This is a genomic window from Winogradskyella forsetii, assembly GCF_013394595.1.
GTDB lineage: Bacteria > Bacteroidota > Bacteroidia > Flavobacteriales > Flavobacteriaceae > Winogradskyella > Winogradskyella forsetii.
On the sequence record NZ_CP053348.1, the window covers coordinates 1 to 25,407 of the forward strand.

A 25,407-nucleotide genomic window follows, 5' to 3' on the forward strand; every position below is an offset into this window, starting at 1 on the left:
AAAGTTTATTAATTGGAACCAGCTTCCCTTTTTGCTTCATTGACCATGTTTTCATCTGGAACAATGGCAATGTTTACACGTCGGTTTTTAGAACGACCTTCTGCTGTACTGTTATCGTACATCGGTTGCTCTTCGCCGAACCAATGGGTTGTAAATCGGCCACTGCTCAATCCTTTGCTCATTAAATAATTAGTTACGGCTTGTGCCCTGTTCTTAGACAAGGTCATGTTATAAGCATCATTACCAGTATTGTCCGTATGGCCAACAACCAAGATATTAGTATCTGGATATTCGATAAATACGCCTGCTAATTTGTTAAGCGTTTCTTGCGATTTTGCGTTAATATTATATTTCTCGGTAGCAAAATAAACACCGCTTTTCTCATCAAAAGTTATAACGATTCCATCATCAACACGTTCTACGGTGGCGCCAGGAATTTCATTTTCGATTTCTTTGGCTTGTTTGTCCATTTTCCTTCCGATTAAAACACCAGCACCTCCACCGACAACGCCTCCAATGACTGCACCTAATTCGCTATTGTTACCGTCGCCAACGTTATTTCCGATTATGGCACCTAAAATGGCGCCTCCAGCAGCACCAATGACCGCTCCTTTTTGTTTGTTGTTGGCATTATCTACAGCCTTACAACTTGTCATCAACACTAATAGGAGTGACAAGGTTATGGCTAAATTCGATTTATTTTTAAATATTATCATAATTTTCAATTTTTGTAAAGTTCATAGTTATGGTGATGGGCTTTCCATCCAAACTCACAGTTTGCTGCCATTGCATATTAGTATCCGTTAGTGATGTGAGTTGTAACCTGAATCCTGAATTGGTTTCAGATTTGCCTTTTTGATTGGTAGGTTTTAAGAGGAAATTATATAATCCTGTAGCTTCATCATAAACTTCGTCTATTGTAAATACGAAATAGCGTTGGTCTGCTGAACAGCCCATACCAGAAAGCGTGTAGATTCCTGTGTTGTTATTGGGTATAAATTGCCACCAACTATTTTCGAAGCAGGCTTTTTCGGCATCGTTAAGAAGCGTGATTTTTATATCTCCAATGGCTGAGGATTTTATGGACGTTAATGTCCAATCTCCTTTTATGGTCTTTCTAGAATCCCGAACCGTTTTTGAGGCTCCACAAGCTAAAAAGAGTAGAGTTATGAATACTATGGTTATCTTTTTCATTGTTTAAGTTTTGTTTCTAATCAAAACTAGGTAAACAATAATCGGAGTGTTATTTCAAAAGGATAAATTGTTGATGCATTAGCTAATCCTTCTTCCCAAACGATTTAAACGAATTTCAACTAGGTTTAGCAATATTATCTAGCTGTTTCTGGTAAGATTTAAAACTTGACAATTATTTTGCTGTCAAAATATTTAACAGTATATTTGTTGTCAAAACAATTAAACAATATAAATGATGTCAAAAGAAGATGGGTGGATTTCACCAAAAATTATAATTGGTTCAGGTGCTACCGGAGATTATTATTACGAAAGAGAATTAATTGAAGATGAAATTTGGAGAGAAATCTTAAAAGGAAATAACATTTTGATATCTGCACCACGTAGAGTTGGTAAAACTTCTGTAATGAAATCAATAACTAACAATCCTAAAAAGGGTTATAAAATGATATTTGAAAACATACAAGGTATAAATACAGAAATAATGTTTTATAAAACATTGTACGAATTGATTTTGAAATGTCTAAGTAAGTTTGCTACTAATAAAGAAAAAATTAAAAATTATTTTAAACAAATTGGTTTAACAGAAATTAGTGCCACATCATTAAAATTTGAAGGTAAAACGCTCGATTATGTTTACGAGATAAATAAAATTTTACCACAACTAGATCAAGAAGGCGAAGTTATTGTTTTGCTTATAGATGAGTTGCCAGAAGTGCTTCATACACTTCATAAATCAGGTAAAAATGAAGAAGCAATTTCAATATTAAAAAATCTGAGACATTGGAGACAAGAGGAAGATTATAAAATGCTAAAATTTGTTATCGCTGGTTCAATAGGTATTCATCATGTGGTTAACCAAGTTGATGGAAGAACTTCAGATATAAATGATATTAAAAGCATTGATTGTCCTGCTTTAGACAATGAACAATTTGATGATTATTTAAACTGGGCTGTTAAAGATGCCTCAATTGTGTTTGATAAAACTTCGACTATGTATTTTAAAGATAAGATCCAATATTTTGTGCCATATTATATAAATCTTATGCTCGATGAAATGGATAAGTCGGCTATGATTTCACAAGAAAAAAATATAATGTCTAATGACATCGACAATGCGTTTAATAAAATAATGAAAGACAACAGCTATTTTACCGATTGGAAAAAGAGACTTAAAGATTATCTAAAACCAGAAGATTTTAGTTTTGTTAATCAAGTATTAATCAAAACTTCTCATGAAGATGATATAACAGCACAAGACCTCTATGATATGGCTGTTAAAGCAAACAAAACCGAAGATTATATGGATTTGGTTTACGATTTAGTACATGATGGTTATTTATATAATGACAATGATAAATACCGATTTATTTCGCCATTTCTAAAACAATATTGGTTGAGAACAAACCCAATTTATAAAGCATAATTCAATGAAACATAAACCGTCAGAATTTTCAAGTAAGTTATCGTTTTATCAATCGGCAAACAACGATAATAAATCCATAAAAGATAATTTTATAATTAGGCTGGCAGAATTTCAGCAAATCATAAATGCCTTAAAGTCTAAAAAAGCTAAAGATCCACTTCAGCACGAATTGGTTTTAGGTAGAAGAGGTAGTGGAAAATCTACTTTACTAAAAAGAATTCAAATTGAAATTGATGAAAGCGAAGTACTCGTCAAAAAATATATAGCGATTAACTTAGCAGAAGAGCAATCTAGTATTTATAGGTTGTTTGATCTGTGGTTAGAAGTTATCAACGAATTGGAGGACAGGTTCGATTTTAATGCAGAACTAAAATCATATAAATCATTTTCATCTGATGATGAGTACACCAGATATTTATATGACGTCATTCACGTTTATTTAAAAAAAGAGAGAAAGAAACTAGTTTTATTATTAGATAATTTTGATAGAATAATCGAAAACTTTACTGACGATGGTAATTTACTGAGAGAAACCTTGATAAATTATAATGAAGTACAAATCATTGGAGGTAGTACAAGAATGAGCGAACATTTTTGGCAATACGATTTACCGTTTTATGAATTTTTTAGGCAGCATCGCTTAGAGTCCTTGTCTACGCAAGAAATGATTAAACTCATTTTACATTGGAGTGACACTTTAAATATTGAAGAGCTAAGAGCTTTTGTAAAAAATAACAGAGGTAAAATTGAAGCTATTAGGATTTTAACTGATGGTTTACCACGAACCTTACAATTTTTTATTGAGATTTTACTGGACAATTCTTATTTGTATGGTTATGAATATCTAAAAAAAATTATGGATAAAGTAACACCAGTTTATCAAGAACGTTTAATAACGCTCACGCCACAATTACGTAAAATAATAACAGAAATGGCTTTTATTTGGACAGCCTGTACCACTAAACAATTGGTAGAGCAATGCCGTATGGAAAGTAAATTAATATCTGCAAATCTTAAAACTCTAGTAGATAAAGGTATTGTAACCAAAATTGAAACCGGTAAAAAAAACCATTTATATCGTATTTCAGAACGTTTTTTTAATATGTGGTTTATTATTACACAAGGTAATCCAGTACAAAAACGAAAGGCTAAATGGTTGAGTATATTTTTAGAATGTTGGTATGACCAAGAAGATTTTAAAAGAATTACAGCAAATCATATTAAGGATTTATCTGAAAACAAAATTCCTTATGATAAAACGCTATTGATTTCAAAAGCTATAAGTCAAAGTAAATATACTTCTACCGCACAAAGAGACCAAATTATTGATTTAGTAGAAGGTTTAAATAAAATAAACAAGGATAGTTTAATACAATTACCTAAAAGGTATAAAGAAATTCATCAAGAGACTCTTGTATTATTAGAATCGAATAAATTTGACGAAGCGATTAAAATCACTAAAGAAATTGAGAATGAAGAAGATGGGGTAAAGTTTCTTATGTTAGGTTATTTAAATGAGGCAAAGAAAGATTTCGCAGAGTCTGAAAAGAATTATTTCGCGGCAATAGATAAAAATAATAAAGATGCCTTACTTTATTTAGCAACGTTATATAACCTTATAGATAAGTTTGAGGAAGCAGAAAAATATTATTTATTATCAATTGAAAATGGGGATTTAAATTCCTTAAATGATTTAGGCAATTTTTATCACGAACAAGGTAGGTTCGTGGAAGCAGAAGAGTATTATTTATTAGCAATTGAAAAAAGTAGTATTTATGCTAGGTATAATTTAGGAAATCTATTCAATAAGCAAAATAAGTTTGGAAAAGCAGAGGAATGTTATTTAATGGCCATTGAAGAAGGTAATATTGATGCTTTAAAAAATTTAGGAAATCTATATCTCAAACAAGATAAGTTAGAAAAAGCAGAAAAATATTACTTATTAGCAATAGAAAAAGGTGATTATAGTACTGCAATTAACTTAGCACTTTTTTATGAAAGACAAAACAATTTTGCAAAAGCTGAAGAACATTATTTATTCTCCATAAAAAAAGGATATAGTGATGGGATGAATAACTTAGGACATCTATATCTCAAACAAGGTAATTTAGAAAAAGCAGAAAAATATTATTCATTAGCAATAGAAAATGGCGTTGATAGTTCTTTAGTGCATTTATTGACCTTATTTTATTCAGAAAACTATAAGAAAGAAGAAGCTTTAAATAGTATTCAACATTATAATAAGCTTTATGAAAAACAACTATTATTACTTTTTGAGGTTTTAATAGAAATTTGGAATGGTGTTTTTAAAGATGTTGAAAAAAGAATAGAGTATTTAATCCAAAAATTTGGTACAGAAAAACTTGAAGAAATTTTAATTGAATTCTTAATTCACAAACAAAAAAACATAATTTACAATTTGTTTAATAGCAAAGAATTTGGAGAAGAATTAAAAGAGCGTTACGCGGTGGTATATTTTGTAACCTCTCTTTTAGTTAAGCCGGAAAACAAACAAATAGAACTCTCAATTCCACCAGAAATCAAAGAAACAGTAGAAGATGTTATGTTGTATATTGAAGAAAGACAAAAATTTTATGATTATAAAAAGTAATAGATAATGTCAGTTTGAGCGCAGTCTAAAACCTAAATCTTAGTTTACAAGACATTTCGACTGCGCTCAATGTGGCAGATAACTTCTATTTAACTAATCTGTAAACCATTTGAAACGTTTTCAATACCTGTACTGAGCGAAGTCGAAGTATCAGGATTCACAAAAACCAAACCACCACTTTCATCCTGAGTCATTAAAATCATGCCTTGGCTTTCAACGCCTCGTAACTTCCTAGGTGCCAAATTCACTAAAACGGTAACACGTTTACCAATAACATCTTCTGGTTTAAAGCTTTCTGCGATACCAGAAACGATAGTTCTAATTTCAATGCCTGTATCGACTTTTAAAACCAAGAGTTTTTTCGTTTTTGGCATTTTCTCAGCTTCGAGAATGGTACCAACTCTTAAATCCAATTTTGTAAAATCATCAAAAATGATTTCCTCTTTTTGAGGTTCTACGGTTTTTTTTGCCGCTTCGTTGGCTTTTTTGCTGGCTTCTAATTTGTCGAGCTGGTTTTGAATTTCTTCATCTTCAATTGGCGAGAATAATAAATCGGCTTTTCCTTCTTGAAGTTTATGATTTGCTGGAAGTAAAATGTCTTTTGTTGAAATGTCTGCCCAAGACATCTCGATTGCGCTCGATGTGAGAGAAAGAATATTTTTCAATTTTGTTGAAGTGAACGGCAAAAACGGTTCAGATAAAATGGCCAAACCCGCTGAAATTTGTAAAGCCACAAACATAACGGTTTTGGTACGGTCTTCATCTGTTTTGATGGTTTTCCATGGTTCTTCGTCGGCTAGGTACTTGTTTCCAAGCCTGGCCAAATTCATGAGTTCTTGGCTTGCTTCCCTAAAACGGTAACGTTCAATAGAACTTGAAATTACCGCAGGATAGGCTTTTACAGCTGCCATAGTTTCTTCATCAACTGCTGTGTATTCGCCTGGTTTAGGGACCACTCCATCGTAATACTTGTTAGTTAAGACCGCTACACGATTGATGAAATTTCCAAAAATCGCCACCAATTCGTTGTTGTTTCTGGCTTGAAAATCTTTCCAAGTAAAATCGTTGTCCTTTGTTTCTGGTGCATTTGCCGTTAGTGCATAACGCAGCACATCTTGCTGATTTGGGAAATCCACTAAATAATCTGGTAACCAAACGGCCCAATTTTTAGAGGTTGATAATTTCTTGCCTTCCAAATTTAAGAATTCATTAGCTGGCACATTATCTGGTAAAATATAAGAACCTTCAGCTTTTAACATCGCAGGGAAAATGATGCAGTGAAACACAATATTATCTTTTCCTATAAAATGAACCAACTTTGTGTTTTCATCTTTCCAATAGTCTTCCCAATTTTTACCTTCTCGAGTTGCCCATTCTTTGGTAGAAGAGATGTAACCAATAGGCGCATCAAACCAAACATAAAGTACTTTGCCTTCGCCACCATCAACAGGAACCGGAATTCCCCAGTCCAAATCCCTAGTTACGGCTCTTGGACGTAAACCATCGTCAACCCAAGATTTAACTTGGCCGTAAACATTGGATTTCCAGTCTTTTTTATGACCTTTTAAAATCCATTCTTTTAAAAAGTTTTCGTATTTATTTAAAGGTAAAAACCAGTGCTTAGTTTCTTTTAAAGTGGGTACGTTACCTGTTATGGCCGATTTTGGATTTATTAAATCCGTGGCATTTAAGCTCGATCCGCAGTTTTCACACTGGTCGCCATACGCTTCTTCATTGCCACATTTAGGGCAAGTTCCTGTCACAAAACGATCCGCTAAAAACTGATTGGCTTCTTCATCGTAAAGTTGTTCGGTAACTTCTTCTACAAATTCGTTTTTGTCATAAAGCGTTTTAAAGAACTCTTGAGCCGTATCGTGATGGATTTTTTCCGTGGTACGCGAATAGTTGTCAAACGTAATTCCGAAATCCACAAAGGATTTCTTGATAATAGCATGGTATTTATCTACGATATCTTGTGGTGAAACACCTTCGTTTTTCGCTTTTATGGTAATTGGTACACCATGTTCGTCGCTACCGCAAATAAAGGCTACATCATTTCCTGTTAATCGTAAATAACGTGCATATATATCGGCTGGTACATAAACGCCTGCTAAATGACCAATATGGATTGGGCCATTGGTGTATGGTAATGCTGCGGTTATGGTGTATCTCTTAGACATGTTTCAGGTTTTTAAAGGCACAAAAGTACGCAATATATAAGGGATTTAGAAAAAAAATGTACTTTTACAAAAAGCTGTATTTATGAATTATAAGCCCTATTTATTATGTTTGCTTTTAGCGAGTTTTTGTATAAAAATGAATGATGTGCAAGCACAAAAAAAAACTAATAATTCTTCAGAAATGACTTCAAAATTAATACAACCTCCATATTTAAAAGCAGGAGATACGGTGGCTATAGTGGCACCTTCTGGAATTTTAAAGCATAATGAAGACGAAGTACAAAAAGGGATTGCTCTCTTAAAAAGTTGGGGTTTGCACGCCGTAGTTGGGGAACATGTATTTAAACAAGCAGATCATTTTGCAGGTACAGATGATGAGCGTTGCGAAGATTTACAAAACGCCATGGACGATCCAAAAATAAGTGCCATTTGGTGTGCAAGAGGTGGTTACGGTACCGTCAGGATTTTAGATAAATTAGACTATACCAAATTTAAGAAACACCCTAAATGGGTTATCGGTTACTCTGATATTACAGCGTTGCATAATCAATTACATATTGAAGGATTTCAGTCTTTGCATGCTATGATGTGTGTGAGTTTAACTAAAGATCTCAATGACATCAAAGAAACAGTGGAAACTTTTAAATCTGATATTTTCGGTAATGTAGAGAACTATACTTTAAAAGGTTCCGAATTTAATAGAGTGGGAGAATCTTCTGGAGTGTTAATTGGAGGAAATTTGACTTTGTTGCATACCATGTTAGGCTCTAAAACCAGTATTGACACTTCTGGAAAAATCTTGTTTATTGAAGAAATTGGCGAATATAAATACCATATTGACCGTATGTTACAAAGTATGAAGCGCGCTGGTTATTTTGATAATTTAAACGGTCTCATTGTTGGTAATATGTCTAGAATGCGCAAAAACACGACGCTTTGGGGAACTTCTGTGGAGCAGTTAATACTCGATGCCTTATCGGAATTCGATTTCCCTATTGCCTTTAATATGCCTGCTGGACACGAAAAAGACAATAGGGCTTTGGTTTTGGGAAGGAAGGTTGATTTGAAGGTCACCAAGGAAAGTTCATCTGTTAATTTTGAGAGATAAAATGACTTTCTACGATTTACCTAAAGAAGAAAGAATTCAATTAGTCGCAAAACTCAATCGAGATATTGAAAATGATATAGAGCAAAAAGAAGTTGAAAGCATTGAAACTTATTTTTCGGATGACGATACTTATATTAGAAAAACAGGCTATTTAGCCATCGGTAAAATATTCTATGCTCAGCCGCAATTACAAGCCGTTATTCTTTCAACATTAAAAAAACTGATGCAATCTGATGACGAATTGGTTAGGCAAACCGTAATCAATGCGGCAGGTGAAATTGGTAAATTTCATTTTGAAAAGATTCAAGCGTTTATGGATACGGGTTTGTTTGATAAGCACCATCGTGTTCGGAATGCCGTCATTGGCTCTATAAAGAAAATGGGGGAATGCAATCAGGTTCCTGTTTTGGCTTGGGCAAGACCATATCTTAAACATGAAGATAAAGAAATACGAAGAGAGATTTGCCATGGGATTGAGCTGAGGGGAAGAACACATCCTCAAGATATTTTACCGCTACTCAAAGAACTGGAATGGGATGACACCAGACGTGTTTCTGATACTTTAATTCATGTTTTAGGTCAAATAGCATATAAGAGAGGTTGTTTGCAAACCGTTGTTAACCACCTAAATTTATGGCAAAATAAAGAACTAGTTCAAAAAGCTTTGGATGAAATTGTTGATGTACATCATCGCTATAAAAAATTTGCGATATTATCTCAACAAGAAGCAATTGACTATATTGATGCTAATTATAAAGTTTAATCCATAAAAAGATTCCCACTTTCGTGGGAAGTTAACATGGCACAACATAACGAACTCGGAAAACTAGGCGAACAATTAGCAACAGATTATCTGCTTGCAAAAGGCTATAAGATTATGGCTCGCAATTTCGTGTTTCAGAAAGCCGAAATAGATATCATAGCAAAGCACAATAATGTTATGATTTGTGTGGAAGTAAAAACCCGAAATTCTGACTTTTTTGGAGATCCGCAAGAATTTGTCACTCCAGGTAAAATTAAATTATTGGTAAAAGCCATGGACGCATTTATTATTGAAAATGATATCGATTTAGAAACGCGGTTTGATATCATTGCAGTTTTGAAGAATAAAATGACCGAACAACTTACGCATTATGAAGATGCTTTTTATCACTTTTAAGAGCACTAACCCAAAAATCTAACAGTACCTCATTATGTAGTTCGTCGAAAAAATTATGATTTCATCGTAAAAAGCTTTAGTTTCGAGATATAAACCCCAAAATCTATCATCATATGAAAGTAAAATTATACTTGCTTAGCCTTATGTGTCTAAGTGTTTTATTCAATTGTAGTTCAGAGCAAATATCGGATGATATTGATGAAGAAAATTACTTTAGAGTTACTGAATACAGAAATTACGATAATAGTAATTTAAGTAGATCTAGCGAACAGATTGAATTTTGCTATAGTGTTAATTTAATGGCCGGACAAAACATCTATGTAGGTGCGTTAGGCGTCACTAAAACAGAAACAGATTTAATTGTCACTTATGCCACAATACCTGGATGGACAATAGATGAAACACATATAAATGTAGGCGATTGTAGTGAAGGTTGGGCACCAACTACGGGTTCTGGAAATCCTAAAATTGGAAAATTTGATCATAAAGAACCTCACAGTACAGAAGTTAATAGGGTAGTCTATCATATAAATTTAGACGCTATTCCTGATGATTCTGACTTATATTGTTTGGCGGCACACGCGGTTGTCCTTGGACCAAACGGCGAAGAAACAGCTTGGGCTGGTGGCTCTAATGACGGAGGTGGTTCAATAGGCCGAAGCAATACAAACAATGGCTATACCGTAATGGAATTTCCTGGGAGAAGTTGGGCGACTTACATACAATCGTACCTATCATCTTGTATCTATTAAAAGGCATTGAATACGATTATAAATATTAAAGAGCGACTAAAAAGTCGCTCTTTTTTTATCATAAGTGTATTAAGAATTTCTATAAAATATTTCTGATTAATAGGAGTGATAATATTCTATTTGTAAAAATTCATCTCATCAACAAATTGCCATACATGTTCTGGCAACATAGGACGCACGTTTTTTCTATCTTTAATCTCCTTTCTAATAAATGTTGAAGAGAGTTCCATAATTGGTGCATCTACTTTAATGATCTTTGGATGGTCCTTAAATTGGGTAGCTATGTTACCTTCAGAAAGTCTTGGGTACACATAAATATTATGGTTCCCTAAAATAAGTTCGTAGTTTTTCCACTTGTGAAAGCTTTTCAAATTGTCTTCTCCCATAATCAGGGCAAACTCATAATTTGGATGTTTTTCAAAAAGATACGTGAGCGTATCAATGGTATAGTTGGGTTGCTTTAACCCGAATTCAATATCACAAGGCCTTAGTTTGTCATACTCTTTTGTTGCCAAATGCACCATTTCTAAACGATGGTAGTTATCCAGTAAACTACTTTTCTTTTTAAAAGGACTCAATGGTGTGACCACAAACCAAACCTGATCTAAATCGCTATGTTCTGCCAAATGATTGGCAATGGTTAAATGGCCTACATGGATAGGGTTAAAGGTGCCGAAATATAAACCGATTTTCATGATTGCTCTTTAATAAAATCTGAGACTAAATTATAGGCGTTTTCTAAAGCGTCGTCTAAGTTAGCATTAACTACAATATGATCAAAAAGTGGCGCTGTAGCTAATTCGGCTGGTGCTTTTGCCACACGCATACTTATTTTTTCTGGACTTTCTTCTCCACGATCTTTTAAGCGTCTTACGAGCTCGTTTAAATCTGGAGGTTTAACAAAAATGGAAATAGTTTGCTCGGGGAATTTTCGTTTGATACGCAGTCCACCTGACACATCAATATCAAAAATAACATGTTTTCCTTTTGCCCATATCCGTGCAATTTCGGTTTTTAAGGTGCCATAAAAATTATCTCTATACACTTCTTCCCACTCTAAGAATTCATCGTTTTTAATACGGTTTTTAAATTCTTTAAGGGATAAGTAATAATAATCTTTTCCATTTACTTCATTACCACGTTTTTCACGTGAGGTTGCCGAAATGGAAAATTCTAAATTGAGTTCAGGTTGTTTTAACAAATGACGCACTATAGTTGTTTTTCCAGATCCAGATGGTGCTGAAAACACAATGAGTTTGCCTTGTTTTTCGTTTTTAATTTCTGACACTTTTTGACTAATTTTTTACTGAATACTGCGACTGTGACTGTCAACTCGTCTATAGTACATTCAGCATTTGTTCTTTGATCTTTTCAAGTTCATCTTTCATCTGTACCACAAGCTTTTGCATTGGTGCATAATTGGATTTTGAACCGATAGTATTGATTTCCCGTCCAATTTCCTGAGAGATAAACCCTAATTTTTTTCCATTGGAATCATCAGATTTTAGCGCTTTTGTAAAATAATCCAAGTGATTGTCTAATCTTACTTTTTCTTCGGTAATATCAAATTTCTCAATATAATAGACCAACTCTTGTTCAAAACGATTTTCATCCACCTTTTCTTTAATATCAGCAATGCCTTTTTCTAATCGTGCCCTTACACCATCAATTCGATCAGGATCCATTGTTATGACCTCGTTAAGTAAGCGTTTTAAGGTGGTAATTCTATCTACAAAATCTTGTTTCAAAGTGGCGCCTTCATCCTCGCGATATTCAACAATTTTGGTGATGGCCTCATTGATGCCGTTGGCAATTAAAGCCCATTCTTCTTCATCAATATCATCGCGTTCAGTAGTTACGGCATCTGGCAAACGAATGGCCATTTTCAAGAGTTCCGTAGCGTCTCCATCGACCACTTCTTTGAGTTGCTTAATGTATTCTTTTACAACTGTTTTGTTGATTTTAGAGCTGGTGTCTTCGCCTGTTATTTCAACAAAAAGCGAAAAATCCACCTTTCCTCTCCCAAGGTGTTTTGCGATTAACTTACGGATTTCTAACTCTTTTTCGCGATACATGGAAGGCATGCGTGCGTTGAGGTCTAAGCTTTTGCTGTTTAGGGATTTTAATTCTATGGATATTTTTTTTGTTGGGAGCTGTAGTACAGATTTCCCATAACCTGTCATGGATTGTATCATTAAGATGCTTTGATTTAATATCAGATAAAGTTCAAAAACTTATCTGCTTTTGTTGCACAAAGGTACAAAACTGAACGGTTTTAAATAGTTTAGAAAGGTATCGATTACCACAATAGACTTTTATAACTTTGTGATTCTTATTTTAAATCAATTTTATGTACAAAAAACAATTTGAAATCCGTTGGAGCGATGTGGATGCTAATGGTCATTTGGCCAATTCTGCCTACACCAATTTTATGAGTCATGCAAGAATGTCTTTCTTTGCCGAACAAGGGTTTTCTATGCCAGAAATAATGAATCATAATGTAGGACCTGTAGTGTTTTACGAACATATGTATTATTTTAAGGAATCTTTTATCGGGACACCCATTACAGTAACTATCGAAGTGTCAGGATTGAGCGATGACGGTATGTTATTTATGTTTGAGCATTATTTTTACAATCATAAAGGCGAAAATTTGGCCTATTGTGAAATGCAAGGCGCTTGGATTGATTTGAAAGCAAGAAAATTAACCGCTTTGCCAAAAACGTTGCTGGAATTAGCCCAAGAATTCCCAAAATCGGATAGTTTTAAGGTGTTGACTAAAGCAGATACCCGTAAGCATGGTGTGAAGCCGAAGGCCATGGAACTATAATTTCATTATATAAAGACCTTTCAGGTTTTCAAAACCTGAAAGGTCTAATAAGCAATAAGAATCTTTTCTTGTCAACTATTTTTTCAAGCTTCTTTGTAAAATTATCCCATTTACTAAAAGTTTCATCTGGAATTTTATCTCAACCTATATTTCATCGATGTTGCTTGACCAAATTTAATAGCAAATAGTTGAATACAATACGTTTATTCATCCATAAGGATGTAGGTACCTGATTTAAAAGAATATATTTCAGACTAATGACTAGATCTGATATACCATATTTATTAGATTCCTGCTTTCCCAGGAATTTATTACTTAAAAACCGAATGCTGCTTAAAAGATTTTATCTGAATATTCTTTATAAATGGTTTCAAAACCTGATTGGTTAAATAGCGTTTATGTTTACAATAACAAGTGAGCGTTTTAGGCGCTGCACCAAGGGTACTTTTTATTTCGGAGGCGGTTCTGCCTAAATTGATTTGGTCAGATTTTGTCGCTATTCCTAGCCTTACATAGTCATTTAAAATTCTTGGGTATATTGAAAATTCTTTATTGTGCGCATAATCAATTCCTATAAAATGCGCATCGAGATGTGTTCCGTTCTGCATAGCAGACAAAAAGCCAACTAATTTTTCATTTAGAAAATAGCCTTTTACAATAAATTTTTCTTTGAATGCTTTTTTGAGATAAATATAGGTGTCGAGATTCAAAATTTGAGCGTTGAAGTCGGCATTATCAATGGTATTTTGATATAGTTCTTGAAGTTCATTTTTATGGATTTCAATATCATTTTCAGTAAACAATTTGGCTTCCAAAAGGTCGCTTTTGGCATCTGCTCTATTCGCTTTTACTCGGTATTTAGATTTTAAGGCATTGGTGTAATCTTCAAAAGATTGCCATTCGGGTTTTAGGGTAATGATCATATTCGGCTCAACTTGCATGGCCGCATAATCAAAGGATTTTAGATGGTCGGTAATATAGAGTGATTCGTTCTCAAAATCCTTAACAAATATGGCACTAAGTTTTTTGGTGTTTTTTGAAATCTGTTTTACACCTTCTGCTATGGCTTTAAAGGTTTCAATTTTTGGTTCGCCATCTTTTAAAAACGTTCCATATTCGCCACTTAAAAATACGTTGCCACAGAATAATACTTTAATGTGGTTATTGCAGAACATATTATTAACTACGCGTCTAATTTTATCAGACATCGTAATGTTTTTAGTAATGGTTTCTATACCGATAGTAACGATTTGTGTATTCGCAAAAGCGACGGCTTCTTTATCTTTTAATATAAAAATGTAGTTGAATTCAATAGCCGTATTGGCGCGTTCAAAAGCACTTAAAAATTCAGGCGAATAATAACTATTTGTACCACAGTCTAAGCTTTTCCAATAGGATTGTGGAATAGCATCAACGGTTTTAAAGACTTCTGATTTTAAGGACAAATTAATTTGCTTTTTTTGGTTTCATTGTTACAATATATACGCCAACAAAAATAAGTAGCATCGCCCCAATTTTCACAGCGTCTATGGAATCGACACCTAACGAAAGTGCAAAAAGGCCTGCAATTACAGGTTGAAGGTATACAAATATACCCACTGTAGATGCCTTTAGTTTGTTCAACGCTAAAGGGTTCAACAAGTATGTCCCAAAAGTAGCACCTATGATTACAAACAAAACCGAGTAGCTAATATTAGGCGTGAAAGTTTGCCATTGAATCTCGCTTAACTCGCTATATCCAAAAGGCGTAAGCATAATTAACCCAAATAAAAACAGCCACTTAATAAAGGCAAACGGATGGTACTTAGCGATGAGCTTTTTAATGAGTATGACATAAATACTATAGGATACGGCATTTAAAAATATCAGTAAATTTCCTAATGGTACATTGTCTCCTGCTCTAGCAGATTTGCCATATAGCGTTAGAAATAAAGCACCTAACAATCCTAAAAACACACCAAAGATTTTAAGTTTTGTTATTTTTTCTTTTAAGACATAAGCAGAGAGTACAAGAATGATAATAGGAATAACCGTCATAATTGCGGAGGCGTGTATTGGCGAAGTATATTCTAACCCTTTAAAAAAGAACAACATATTAACAACAACTCCGAAAATAGCGGCAACTAAAAGCTTTGAAAAATCTTTTTTTTCAATTTTTTGTTTCGGTAGAAAAAGACTTATGAGCCAAAACATTAGAGTAGCGCCTGCGACTCTTAAAAGTACAAATCCAAAGGGTTTAATGTAGTTTTCGTTCATTACGTTTTTTGCGATCGTATAATTTAATCCATAAAGTAATTGAACCATTAATACAGCAAAAATCGCAAATCCTCTACTATTCATTTATGATTTGTTTTGCAGCTTCAACTGTTTTTTTTGAATTACCAATAAAAATCTGATTGTTGAAAAGTATTACCGGTCGTTTCAAAAACGTATAATGTTCCAAAATATAGGTTTTATAATCGTCTTCGGATAGCGATTTATCTTTTAAACCCAATTCCTTATAGAGTCTTGCGCGCTTGCTAAATAAACTTTCATAGCTATCTGTCAATTCTCGCATTTGTTCAATCTGCTGGATTGTAATTGGTTCTGATTTTATATCTTGAAGTTCAAATCCTTCGGGTAGATTGAGTTCTGAAATGATTCGTGTACAGGTATTACAGGTGCTTAAATAATATATTTTGTTCATAATCAAAGCAGTTTAAAGTTCAAAATGCAAAGAAACCGTATTTATCACGAATTTTATTATTTTTAAGGAAAATATCATTTTATGGATTGGGCTTTCGACATTGCTATTAAAAACAGAAAACTTTTAAAAAGTTTTATAGAGAATCATACTTTAGAAGAATTGAATAAGGTACCAGAGGGATTTAATAATAACATCATTTGGAACATTGCGCATACTATTGTGACGCAGCAATTATTGGTGTATAAATTATCTGGATTACCAATGATTGTTTCGGATGATATGGTAGACACGTTTAGAAAAGGAACTAAAACTGAGCGCGATTTATCTCAGGCTGAAGTTGACACTATAAAAGGCATGCTGTTTTCTACTATTGAAAAAACAAAAGAAGATTACGATACTAAAATATTTCAGACCTATAATCAATATACTGTGACAACAAAAAGCACATTAAGTAATGTTGAAGAAGCCATTGACTTTAATAATTTTCATGAAGGTATTCATTTAGGTTATATTTTAGCACTCAGAAAATCACTATAATTTTATGGATTACTATTCAATTGCCACTATTTTAATTGTACTGTCTGCGCTCTTTGGCTACATAAATGTTCGATTTTTAAAACTGCCAATCACTATTGGTTTAATGATTATAACCATTGTATTTACAGTGGTTTTGGTGGGTATTGCCCAATTTGATGACACCTTATTGATACAGGAAAAGAAATTTATTAAACTCATAGATTTCGAAACCGTTCTACTGGATATAATGTTGAGTTTTCTGTTGTTTGCAGGTGCGTTACACACTAATTTTGACCAACTTAAAGTGCAACGATGGCCAATCTTGGCTTTTGCTACTTTAGGTGTTTCCATATCCACGTTTTTGGTTGGTATTGCTATGTTTTACGTTCTTAAGTTAATGACCTTAGAAGTCAATTTTATCTATTGTTTATTGTTCGGCGCCTTAATCTCGCCAACAGACCCGATTGCTGTTTTAGGCATTTTAAAGAAAGCAGGAGCACCAAAAAAATTGGAAACTAAAATTGTTGGGGAATCTTTATTTAATGATGGCGTTGGCGTGGTAGTTTTTTTAACCATTTATGCTATCGCAGCAAAACCAGATGCTGCTATTGAGTTTTCGGATATTGCAACACTATTTGGACAGGAAGTTATTGGAGGCATTATACTAGGTCTTTTGCTAGGTTGGATCACCTATCGATTAATGAGGTCAATAGACAATTATGAAATTGAAGTGATATTAACCCTAGCCACCGTGATGGGAGGCACCATGTTAGCGCACCAATTTCATTTATCGGCACCTTTAGCAATGGTCACCGCAGGACTTATTGTTGGAAACGATACCGTAAGAAATTCGGCCATGTCCGAAACCACAGAGCTTTATGTAGATAAATTTTGGGAACTTATAGATGTTCTGCTCAACACTATTCTTTTTGTAATGATTGGTATGGAAATGTTGGTATTGACTTTGGAAGGCAAATTCATTTACGCAGGCTTATTATCCATTCCTATCATATTAATGTGTCGTTATATTTCATTGTTCCTTCCGATTAAATTTTTCGAAAGGCGACTGGATTTTGTGCCAAAAACAAATTTAATAATGACTTGGGGAGGCTTGCGAGGCGGTATTTCTATTGCGTTGGCGTTAAGCCTCACCGCTGAAATGCATAGGGAATTGTTTTTAGTGATCACTTATGTGGTCGTTGTGGTGTCTATTGTTGGCCAAGGGCTAACCGTTGGGCCTATTATAAAACGATTGACAAGAAAAGCAGTTTAGTTTATTTGTAAAAATGGCTCAGCATCTTCAAATGGAATCATAAATTCGGTGTAACCCAAATCATAAGATGCCACTTCATAAACATTATAGATTAAAATTAAACCTTCGTCGCTAAACCCAATATTCTCAGGTAATTGAAATGGTTCTCCAAAAAAGAAGTTCTCTATCGTTAGATTCTTTCTATTGGCTTCTAAGGATTTTATAAAATGTGTTTTCGCCAATTTTGTAAAGCCATCAATATCGTTAATAAAGTCTGTGATTTCTATGGTTTTTCCGGTTTTGGCATCAAGATTTAACAGTTTAATTTTATCGTTGCCATGTGCACCACCTTTAAACTCATAAGTACTAATGGCGATAGTGATTATGTCTTCAGATTGATAGGCCAATTCTGTTTCAATATGAAGTTCCCAAACAGGTTCTGATACTTCCGAAAATTCCTCCTTAAACGTTAGGTATTCGGTATTAAATGCTTTTAAAATAGCGTTCAAACCAGTTTTATTTTCAGGAGTGTTTAAAGTTTCAATTATGGCTTTTTCAACATTTGAATTAATGGTATTGCTCAATTCGCTATTGCCCTCTGCTTTACTATAAGTTGCTGAAATTTCAGCTTCAAAAGGTTCTTCAACAGATAGGGTTTCAAAAGTGGCAGGTTTAAATTCTGACGTACAAGAATTTAAAACAATGATGAAGACTAAAAAGGGGATGATGTGTTTCAATATAAATGAGTTCTAAGTTAAACAAAGACTAAAGGTATTGTTTAGAATTGAATAGAACGAATTATCGTTAAATTTGTTGTGACTTACAGCAGATAATTATTTAAAGCAATTTAAAATGAAATTCAACACAAAAACAATCCATGGTGGTCAAAAACCAGATGCTGCTTATGGCTCAGTAATGCCGCCAATTTATCAAACTTCGACCTATGCACAATCGACGCCAGGTGGTCATAAAGGTTATGAATATTCTAGAACACACAATCCGACAAGATCAGCTTTAGAAAATGCTTTTGCAAGTATAGAAAATGGAAAATATGGTTTGGCATTTAGTTCTGGATTAGCGGCTATCGATGCGATTTTGAAATTATTAAAACCAGGTGATGAAGTCATTTCGACCAATGATTTATATGGTGGGACGTATCGGTTATTCACTAAAATATATGAAGATTTCGGAATTAAATTTCATTTTATAGGAATGGAAAACGCCAATCGAATAGAAGACTATATGACTAAAAAAACCAAACTGATTTGGGTAGAAACGCCTACCAATCCTATGCTCAATATTATTGATATTGTATCAGCTGCAAAAATTGCAAAGACACATAAGGTGTTGTTGGCTGTGGATAATACCTTCGCTACGCCATATTTGCAACAGCCTTTAGATTTGGGTGCGGATATCGTGATGCATTCCGCAACCAAATATCTTGGTGGTCATAGTGATTTGGTTATGGGCGCTTTGATTGTTAAGGATAAGGATTTAGCAGAGCGTTTATATTTTATCCAAAATGCAAGTGGTGCCGTTTGTGGTCCTCAAGATGCATTTTTAGCTTTAAGGGGAATTAAGACTTTACATATTAGAATGCAACGCCATTGCGAAAATGGAAAAGCGGTTGCTGAATATTTAGCGCAACATCCAAAAATTGAAAATGTGTATTGGCCAGGTTTTAAAAACCATCCAAATCATAGCATAGCAACCTCTCAAATGAATAATTATGGTGGTATGTTGTCATTTACTACCATAGGGAATAATTACAAAGAAGCCATTAGAATTGTTGAAAATTTAAAAATCTTTACGCTTGCAGAATCGCTTGGTGGCGTAGAGTCGTTGGCAGGTCATCCTGCAAGTATGACGCATGCCAGTATTCCTAAAGAAGAACGTGAAAAAACAGGCGTTGTGGATTCGTTAATTAGATTAAGCGTGGGTATTGAGGATGAAGCCGATTTAATCGCAGATTTAAAGCAAGCGATAGACTAAGTTTAATCAGGACTGGCTATTTTCAAAATTTTTAATCGAAGTAATAGATATAACCAAAGTTGAGCCACAACAACCAATCATTGGCTTTGTTGGAGGCTAATTGATGATCTAAACCATCCATAGAATCATTAAAAAATTGCTGAAATCTCAAATCAACCATTAAATCTGAAAGAATAGTAAGCTTATATCTAACTCCCAAACTAGCCACTAAGGACCAAGCAGAGCCACTCTTATCACTGATCGATTCTGGTTCCCATAACGGATAAAAATTATTAGGATTATCAATATTTTGGTCTCCAAACGAAGTTTGCACAGATGGACTATACGAAACATATTGTGCGCCAATACTCCCAAATGGCGTTAAAGGAAAAACACCTTGGGAAAATCCCTTAATACTTAATGGGTAATACTCTAATTGTGCGCCTAAGTTCCAGTTTTGTGCTTCGCCAGAATGTGCTCTTAGCTTATCCGCACTAGTACTGGTTCTTTCCGCATCTACCCATTTACCAAAATGATTGAGTTTAGTTTTGTTCCAAGATAATTCTGCGCGTACTTTGAAGTGGTCGGTAAAATAATTGTTTGCTGAATTATAATAGTAATTAGTAAGATAATCAAAGTTCATATAGTAGACTAGGCCAATTCCAAAACCCGTATTACCAGAATTTGTCTCAAAGTCATAACGCTCACCAAAATCAGACTGAAACGCAACAGGACCAGCAATAACACCAACCTCGTGAGAAAATCCTAATTGAGAATAACTTAATTGCATTGATAAAAGGAATGCAAACAGCACGATTGGTTTTTTTATATCTATTGTCATTTAATTTTAAAATTGAGACTCTTGCCGAGCAAATATATAAAAACTCGACGAACTACCAAATAAAACGGATAAAATGCACACTTTATTATTTTATAAAGAAAAGCGTTAATGTTGATTTTGAAAAATTAAATAGGGATAAATAAAAATTAAACACTTATTTTTGTTGATAATAAATATTTACGCACAATATATTATAATTTTCTAAATTAATATCGCTTAAAATGGTTTTTGTGCAATAACTCAAAAAATCTAAAGTGTAATTTTAATCATAATTCTAACGCAATAATATAACAAATAAATGAAAAAAAAAATAGAAGCATTTTTAGATCTTGTAAAAGAAAGAAATGGACATGAACCAGAATTCTTACAAGCGGTCCAAGAAGTCGCGGAAACAGTTATTCCTTATATAGCTAAACACGATATATATAATGGAAAAAACATTCTTTTGCGAATGGTGGAACCTGAAAGATTAATTTCATTTAGGGTGAGTTGGGTTGATGATTCAGGCGAAATCCAAGTCAACAGAGGCTATAGGGTTCAAATGAACTCTGCTATTGGGCCATATAAGGGAGGTTTACGTTTTCACCCAACTGTGAATGCCAGTATTTTAAAATTTTTAGCTTTTGAACAGGTCTTTAAAAATTCGTTGACCACATTACCAATGGGAGGTGGTAAAGGAGGCTCTGATTTTGACCCTAAAGGAAAGTCAGACAATGAAATTATGCGTTTTTGCCATGCATTTATGACGGAATTATTTAGACATATTGGTCATAATACCGATGTGCCAGCAGGAGACATTGGTGTTGGAGCAAGGGAAATTGGTTTTATGTTCGGGATGTACAAAAAATTAAAAAACACATTTACAGGCGTTTTAACAGGAAAAGGACAATCCTGGGGAGGCTCTTTAATTAGACCGGAAGCCACAGGATATGGAACTGTGTATTTTGCCCAAAACATGCTGCAAAGAAAAGAGGACTCTTTTGATGGTAAAACAGTAGTTATTTCTGGATCTGGAAATGTGGCACAATATGCTGCGGAAAAGGCTATAGAATTAGGAGCTAAAGTGGTGACACTTTCAGATTCTGGAGGCTATATTTTTGATGCGGATGGCATTGATACCGAAAAGTTGAAACATGTGATGTATATTAAAAATGAAAAGCGCGGCCGAATTAGCGAATACATTGACAAATATCCAAATGCCAAATTCCATAAAGGTGAAAGACCTTGGTCTGAAAAATGTGATATAGCATTGCCTTGTGCGACTCAAAATGAATTGAATGGAGAAGAGGCGAAACAGTTAATAGCGAATGGATGTATGTGCATATCTGAAGGCGCAAATATGCCATCAACACCAGATGCGGTACATGAGTTCCAAAAAGCCAAAATCTTGTTTGCGCCAGGAAAAGCCTCAAATGCAGGAGGCGTGGCCACTTCTGGTTTAGAAATGAGTCAGAACTCACTTCGATTGAGCTGGACAAGGAAAGAGGTTGACGAAAAGTTAAAGGACATAATGGAAGATATCCACGACTCTTGCGTAGAATATGGGGAGAACGAAGATGGCTCTATAGATTACATTAGAGGGGCAAATATTGCTGGTTTTGTAAAAGTGGCCGATGCAATGTTAGCTCAAGGTGTCATTTAAAACTCACCGCAACAATTAATAAGAAGCTTCTATGGTATTAAACCATAGAAGCTTTTTTTATGGACATTATATATGAATAGCACTTTATTATCGTTACTATTAAATATCTTTGACCAAACTTATATTTTTAATGCGTAAGACTATATTAAAAATCTCTAGTATTCTTTTTTTGTTTTCGGCTTTAAGCTATGGCCAGGATTTCTCATCTTTATGGCAAGCACATTACTCGTATAATAATATTGTAGATGTTGTATCTGGTGATAACAAAATATATGCTGCAGCAGAAAATGCGATTTTTGAATATGATGTTTTAACCAATGAGGTCACTACAATCACCACCATAGATGGTTTGTCTGGTGAGCAAATCACCACCATTTCTTATAGTGAATTTTATCAATATCTAATTATAGGTTATGAGACCGGTTTAATAGAGTTATATTCTGAAACAGATCGCGAAGTTTTAACTATAGTGGATATTTTGGAGAAACAAAATATCACGCCTTTAAATAAACGTATCAATCATTTTTATGAAAATGAGGGCTTAGTTTACATTTCTACGGATTATGGTATTTCAATTTATGATTTAGAACGCTTAGAGTTTGGAGACACTTATTTTCTTGGCAATGGAGGAGCTCAAATAACCGTAAAACAAGTATCAATTTTAAACAATGAAATTTATGCAGCTTGCTTAAACAATAATGGTGTTAAAAAGGCAGATTTAGCGAATCCTAATCTTATTGATTTTCAGCAATGGCAAACTGTTATTTCTGGAAATTATTATACCATGAGTGTCCTTAATAATAATATTTACTCGGTAAGATCTAATAGGGTCTTATATGAAATAGATGGTGCTTCAATTAATACTTTGACAACATTACCTTTATTACCTCTAGACGCAGAAGTGACAGATGCTAATTTAATATTTGCAATGTCAAATTCGGTTAATGTTTATAATAGCAATATTCAACTTGTTAATTCTTTTCAGCCTAATTCCGAATTCAATACCAATTTTAGTTCAGCAACTATTTTGAATGCAGATATTTACATAGGTACCGGTAAATTAGGTGTTTTGAGAACGGACATAAATACTTCTGAAAGCTATTTAGAAATTTTACCCAATGGGCCATTATATAATAATGTTTTTAGGTTAAATTCTGAAACCGCTAGTGTTTGGGCTTCGTTTGGTGATTATGATACCACTACAAACCCTTATCCATTACGAAGTAGAGGATTAAGCTATTTTAGAAATGAACAATGGGAATCCATCCCCTATGAAAGTGTATTTGAAGCAAAGAATTTATCTAAAATTTCAATCAACCCATTTGATAGATTACAGGTTTTTATAAGTGCGCCTCATAGCGGATTATTAGAGTTGAACAACTTTGAACCAACTGTTCTTTACAATGAGAATAATAGCGGACTAGAACCTTTAGGTACCTCTACTAGTGTTAGAGTTACAGATACTGAATTTGATAGTGATGGTTTACTTTGGTCCGTATCCAGTAGAATTGCTGAACCGTTAAAATCCTATAATCCATCAACTGGTAATTGGGAGAGCTATAGTTTTTCGAATTTAATTGAAGATCCTGATGATGAAGATGGTTTTTTTGCCATTGAAATAGATAACAACGGTACTAAATGGATTGGATCTTATGATAACGGACTGATAGCTTACAATGAAAGTATTGCAACAGATCCTTTAAGGAATATTAATGGCGAAGAACAAAATATATTACCCTTTACTAGAATTATAAGTTTAGCTTTAGATAATAATAGTCAACTATGGGTTGGTACTACAAAAGGTATAAGGGTTCTATTTAATCCATTGGGATTTTATGATAATCCCAGCCCATCGCTAAGCCAAGTTATTATATTAGAAGATGGTATTCCAAAGGAATTGTTAGAAAATCAGATCATTTCAGACATTGAAGTCGATGGCTCCAACAATAAATGGATTGGTACATTCGATTCTGGTGTATTTTATTTTTCGCCAGATGGGCAAAATACAATATATCATTTTACTACTGATAATTCGCCATTACCTTCTAACCGAATCAATGATATTTCACTAGACCCTAATAATGGCTCGGTTTATATAGCCACAACAAAAGGACTATTATCTTTTAAAGCAGGAGGGTCTAAGCCACAAGAAACCTTAGAAGATGCTTTTGCATATCCTAATCCGGTGCGACCAGAATATGACGTTCTGGGATATAACGATCTTAACGACATCAATAAAGGTATAAAAGTGAGCGGATTAACAGAGCGTGTCAATATTAAAATTACCGATATTGAAGGGAATTTGGTTGCAGAAGCACAATCCAATATTAATTTAAGATCTTCAAATACCAATTATAATTTCGCTATTGATGGTGGTACAGCCATTTGGAACGGTAAAAATTTGGCTAATTCGGTAGTGCGGACAGGTGTCTATTTAATTATGATTTCCGATTTAGAGTCTTTTGAAACCAAAGTGCTAAAAGTCCTCATAGTCCGTTAAAGCATGCGTACTAAAAACAATAGCATTGTGCTTTCAAAATTAAAGTATAGAGATTACGATCTTATTGTAAAGTGTTATACTGAGCAACGCGGTGTGGTTAGTTATCTCTTAAGAGGTGTGTTGAAATCTAAAAAAGGCTTGTCTAAAACCGTGTATTATCAAGCCTTGTCACAACTTCAAATTGAGGAAAATTATAAACCCAACCAATCTCTTCATTTTATAAGTGAGGTTAAGTTTAACTACATCTACAAAAGTCTTCACACCAACATTTATAAGAGTGCTATTGTTCTTTTTTTATCCGAAATTCTTTCCAACGTTCTAAAAGAAGAAGAAAAGAATGAAGATTTATTCCAGTTTATTTCAGTTGCCCTACAGTATTTGGATAATGAGGATCAGTTTTCAAATTTTCATTTATTGTTTTTATTGAAGTTAACACGCTATTTAGGATTTCAACCCGAAAACGTGAATACAGATTACAACTACTTTAATTTGGAATCGGGAATTTTTGAAGCGTCAAACCACGGAGTTTACTCCATTTCTGGTGAAAATTTAACACTGTTGAAATGCTTGTTAGGCACAAACTTTGATGCCTTAAATGCAGTAAAGGTTAATGCCAAACAAAGACAGGAGTTTTTAAATCTTTTGTTGTATTATTTTGAATTACATTTGGGCAGTTTTAAAAAACCTAAATCTTTACAAGTCCTTAATGAAGTGTTTCATTAGGGTAAAATTCTAAAGGGTA

The 25,407-nt window shown here is 33.8% G+C and carries 24 protein-coding genes; 13 read left to right on the forward strand and 11 right to left on the reverse strand.

Annotated features, from left to right (window positions below; genetic code table 11):
• Window positions 1–8: 8 nt before the first annotated feature.
• On the reverse strand, window positions 9–656 hold the full coding sequence (locus tag HM987_RS00005) for an OmpA family protein (RefSeq protein WP_370622881.1): 648 nt from the start codon (window positions 654–656) through the stop codon (window positions 9–11).
• A gap of 46 nt (window positions 657–702) precedes the next feature.
• The gene (locus HM987_RS00010) at window positions 703–1,194 is read right to left on the reverse strand and encodes a lipocalin (protein ID WP_179004109.1); all 492 of its coding nucleotides are present in this window, start codon (window positions 1,192–1,194) and stop codon (window positions 703–705) included.
• A 232-nt stretch (window positions 1,195–1,426) separates the two neighbouring features.
• On the opposite strand from HM987_RS00010, the gene HM987_RS00015 reads away from it, so the two are divergent.
• Window positions 1,427–2,617: an AAA-like domain-containing protein gene (locus HM987_RS00015; RefSeq protein WP_179004111.1), complete on the forward strand. Its 1,191-nt coding sequence runs from the start codon at window positions 1,427–1,429 to the stop codon at window positions 2,615–2,617.
• A 4-nt stretch (window positions 2,618–2,621) separates the two neighbouring features.
• Window positions 2,622–5,228 (forward strand): tetratricopeptide repeat protein, encoded by a 2,607-nt coding sequence (locus HM987_RS00020; protein ID WP_179004113.1) that lies wholly within the window; start codon window positions 2,622–2,624, stop codon window positions 5,226–5,228.
• Window positions 5,229–5,317: 89 nt separating this feature from the next.
• Here the strand turns inward: HM987_RS00020 and metG are convergent, their stop codons facing one another.
• The gene (metG, locus tag HM987_RS00025; protein ID WP_179004127.1) at window positions 5,318–7,408 is read right to left on the reverse strand and encodes a methionine--tRNA ligase; all 2,091 of its coding nucleotides are present in this window, start codon (window positions 7,406–7,408) and stop codon (window positions 5,318–5,320) included.
• An 82-nt stretch (window positions 7,409–7,490) separates the two neighbouring features.
• Here metG and HM987_RS00030 point away from each other — a divergent pair, with 82 nt between their 5' ends.
• From HM987_RS00030 to HM987_RS00045, 4 genes are all read left to right on the forward strand, one after another.
• Window positions 7,491–8,516, forward strand: coding sequence for a S66 peptidase family protein (locus tag HM987_RS00030; RefSeq protein ID WP_306293672.1), 1,026 nt, complete (start codon window positions 7,491–7,493; stop codon window positions 8,514–8,516).
• A gap of 1 nt (window position 8,517) precedes the next feature.
• Window positions 8,518–9,279: a HEAT repeat domain-containing protein gene (locus tag HM987_RS00035; protein ID WP_179004129.1), complete on the forward strand. Its 762-nt coding sequence runs from the start codon at window positions 8,518–8,520 to the stop codon at window positions 9,277–9,279.
• 36 nt (window positions 9,280–9,315) lie between these two features.
• Complete coding sequence (locus HM987_RS00040; RefSeq protein WP_179004131.1) at window positions 9,316–9,675, forward strand: YraN family protein; 360 nt, start codon at window positions 9,316–9,318, stop codon at window positions 9,673–9,675.
• Window positions 9,676–9,788: 113 nt separating this feature from the next.
• Window positions 9,789–10,427, forward strand: a complete 639-nt coding sequence (locus HM987_RS00045) for a hypothetical protein (protein WP_179004133.1) — start codon at window positions 9,789–9,791, stop codon at window positions 10,425–10,427.
• A 116-nt stretch (window positions 10,428–10,543) separates the two neighbouring features.
• On the opposite strand, the gene nadD is transcribed toward HM987_RS00045, so the two are convergent.
• Genes nadD through HM987_RS00060 form a run of 3 tightly spaced genes read right to left on the reverse strand, consistent with a single transcriptional unit; the run spans window position 10,544 to window position 12,622 of the window.
• Window positions 10,544–11,122, reverse strand: coding sequence for a nicotinate (nicotinamide) nucleotide adenylyltransferase (gene nadD, locus HM987_RS00050; protein WP_179004135.1), 579 nt, complete (start codon window positions 11,120–11,122; stop codon window positions 10,544–10,546).
• Window positions 11,119–11,715, reverse strand: coding sequence for a guanylate kinase (gmk, locus tag HM987_RS00055; RefSeq protein ID WP_179004138.1), 597 nt, complete (start codon window positions 11,713–11,715; stop codon window positions 11,119–11,121). Before gmk ends, nadD begins: the two co-directional genes overlap by 4 nt.
• A 49-nt stretch (window positions 11,716–11,764) precedes the next feature.
• Window positions 11,765–12,622 carry a YicC/YloC family endoribonuclease gene (locus HM987_RS00060; protein WP_179004140.1) on the reverse strand — a complete coding sequence of 286 codons (858 nt, stop codon included), beginning with the start codon at window positions 12,620–12,622 and terminating at the stop codon, window positions 11,765–11,767.
• 155 nt (window positions 12,623–12,777) lie between these two features.
• Between HM987_RS00060 and HM987_RS00065 the strand changes: the two genes are divergently transcribed.
• The gene (locus tag HM987_RS00065) at window positions 12,778–13,257 is read left to right on the forward strand and encodes an acyl-CoA thioesterase (protein ID WP_179004142.1); all 480 of its coding nucleotides are present in this window, start codon (window positions 12,778–12,780) and stop codon (window positions 13,255–13,257) included.
• A gap of 311 nt (window positions 13,258–13,568) precedes the next feature.
• Here HM987_RS00065 and HM987_RS00070 read toward each other — a convergent pair whose 3' ends face one another.
• The 3 genes from HM987_RS00070 to HM987_RS00080 are packed head-to-tail and all read right to left on the reverse strand — an operon-like array spanning window position 13,569 to window position 15,943.
• Entirely contained in the window at window positions 13,569–14,702 is a 1,134-nt protein-coding gene (locus tag HM987_RS00070; protein ID WP_179004144.1) for a peptidogalycan biosysnthesis protein, read from the reverse strand.
• Between the two features lies 1 nt (window position 14,703).
• Window positions 14,704–15,597: a DMT family transporter gene (locus HM987_RS00075; RefSeq protein WP_179004146.1), complete on the reverse strand. Its 894-nt coding sequence runs from the start codon at window positions 15,595–15,597 to the stop codon at window positions 14,704–14,706.
• The gene (locus HM987_RS00080; protein ID WP_179004148.1) at window positions 15,590–15,943 is read right to left on the reverse strand and encodes an arsenate reductase family protein; all 354 of its coding nucleotides are present in this window, start codon (window positions 15,941–15,943) and stop codon (window positions 15,590–15,592) included. Before HM987_RS00080 ends, HM987_RS00075 begins: the two co-directional genes overlap by 8 nt.
• Before the next feature lie 81 nt (window positions 15,944–16,024).
• On the opposite strand from HM987_RS00080, the gene HM987_RS00085 reads away from it, so the two are divergent.
• Entirely contained in the window at window positions 16,025–16,480 is a 456-nt protein-coding gene (locus HM987_RS00085; RefSeq protein WP_179004150.1) for a DinB family protein, read from the forward strand.
• A gap of 4 nt (window positions 16,481–16,484) precedes the next feature.
• Window positions 16,485–17,732, forward strand: a complete 1,248-nt coding sequence (locus HM987_RS00090; protein WP_179004152.1) for a cation:proton antiporter — start codon at window positions 16,485–16,487, stop codon at window positions 17,730–17,732.
• Here the strand turns inward: HM987_RS00090 and HM987_RS00095 are convergent.
• On the reverse strand, window positions 17,729–18,448 hold the full coding sequence (locus HM987_RS00095; protein WP_179004154.1) for a DUF3298 and DUF4163 domain-containing protein: 720 nt from the start codon (window positions 18,446–18,448) through the stop codon (window positions 17,729–17,731). The two genes, HM987_RS00090 and HM987_RS00095, sit on opposite strands and share 4 nt — an antisense overlap.
• A 115-nt stretch (window positions 18,449–18,563) precedes the next feature.
• Here HM987_RS00095 and HM987_RS00100 point away from each other — a divergent pair, with 115 nt between their 5' ends.
• Window positions 18,564–19,703 carry a cystathionine gamma-synthase gene (locus tag HM987_RS00100; protein WP_179004156.1) on the forward strand — a complete coding sequence of 380 codons (1,140 nt, stop codon included), beginning with the start codon at window positions 18,564–18,566 and terminating at the stop codon, window positions 19,701–19,703.
• A 31-nt stretch (window positions 19,704–19,734) separates the two neighbouring features.
• Here the strand turns inward: HM987_RS00100 and HM987_RS00105 are convergent, their stop codons facing one another.
• Complete coding sequence (locus tag HM987_RS00105) at window positions 19,735–20,523, reverse strand: THC0290_0291 family protein (RefSeq protein ID WP_179004158.1); 789 nt, start codon at window positions 20,521–20,523, stop codon at window positions 19,735–19,737.
• Between the two features lie 298 nt (window positions 20,524–20,821).
• Between HM987_RS00105 and gdhA the strand changes: the two genes are divergently transcribed.
• From gdhA to recO, 3 genes are all read left to right on the forward strand, one after another.
• The gene (gene gdhA, locus HM987_RS00110) at window positions 20,822–22,165 is read left to right on the forward strand and encodes an NADP-specific glutamate dehydrogenase (RefSeq protein WP_179004160.1); all 1,344 of its coding nucleotides are present in this window, start codon (window positions 20,822–20,824) and stop codon (window positions 22,163–22,165) included.
• A 130-nt stretch (window positions 22,166–22,295) separates the two neighbouring features.
• Window positions 22,296–24,665, forward strand: a complete 2,370-nt coding sequence (gene porZ / locus HM987_RS00115) for a type IX secretion system anionic LPS delivery protein PorZ (RefSeq protein ID WP_179004162.1) — start codon at window positions 22,296–22,298, stop codon at window positions 24,663–24,665.
• 3 nt (window positions 24,666–24,668) lie between these two features.
• Window positions 24,669–25,388 carry a DNA repair protein RecO gene (gene recO, locus HM987_RS00120; RefSeq protein ID WP_179004164.1) on the forward strand — a complete coding sequence of 240 codons (720 nt, stop codon included), beginning with the start codon at window positions 24,669–24,671 and terminating at the stop codon, window positions 25,386–25,388.
• The last annotated feature ends 19 nt before the right edge of the window (window positions 25,389–25,407 follow it).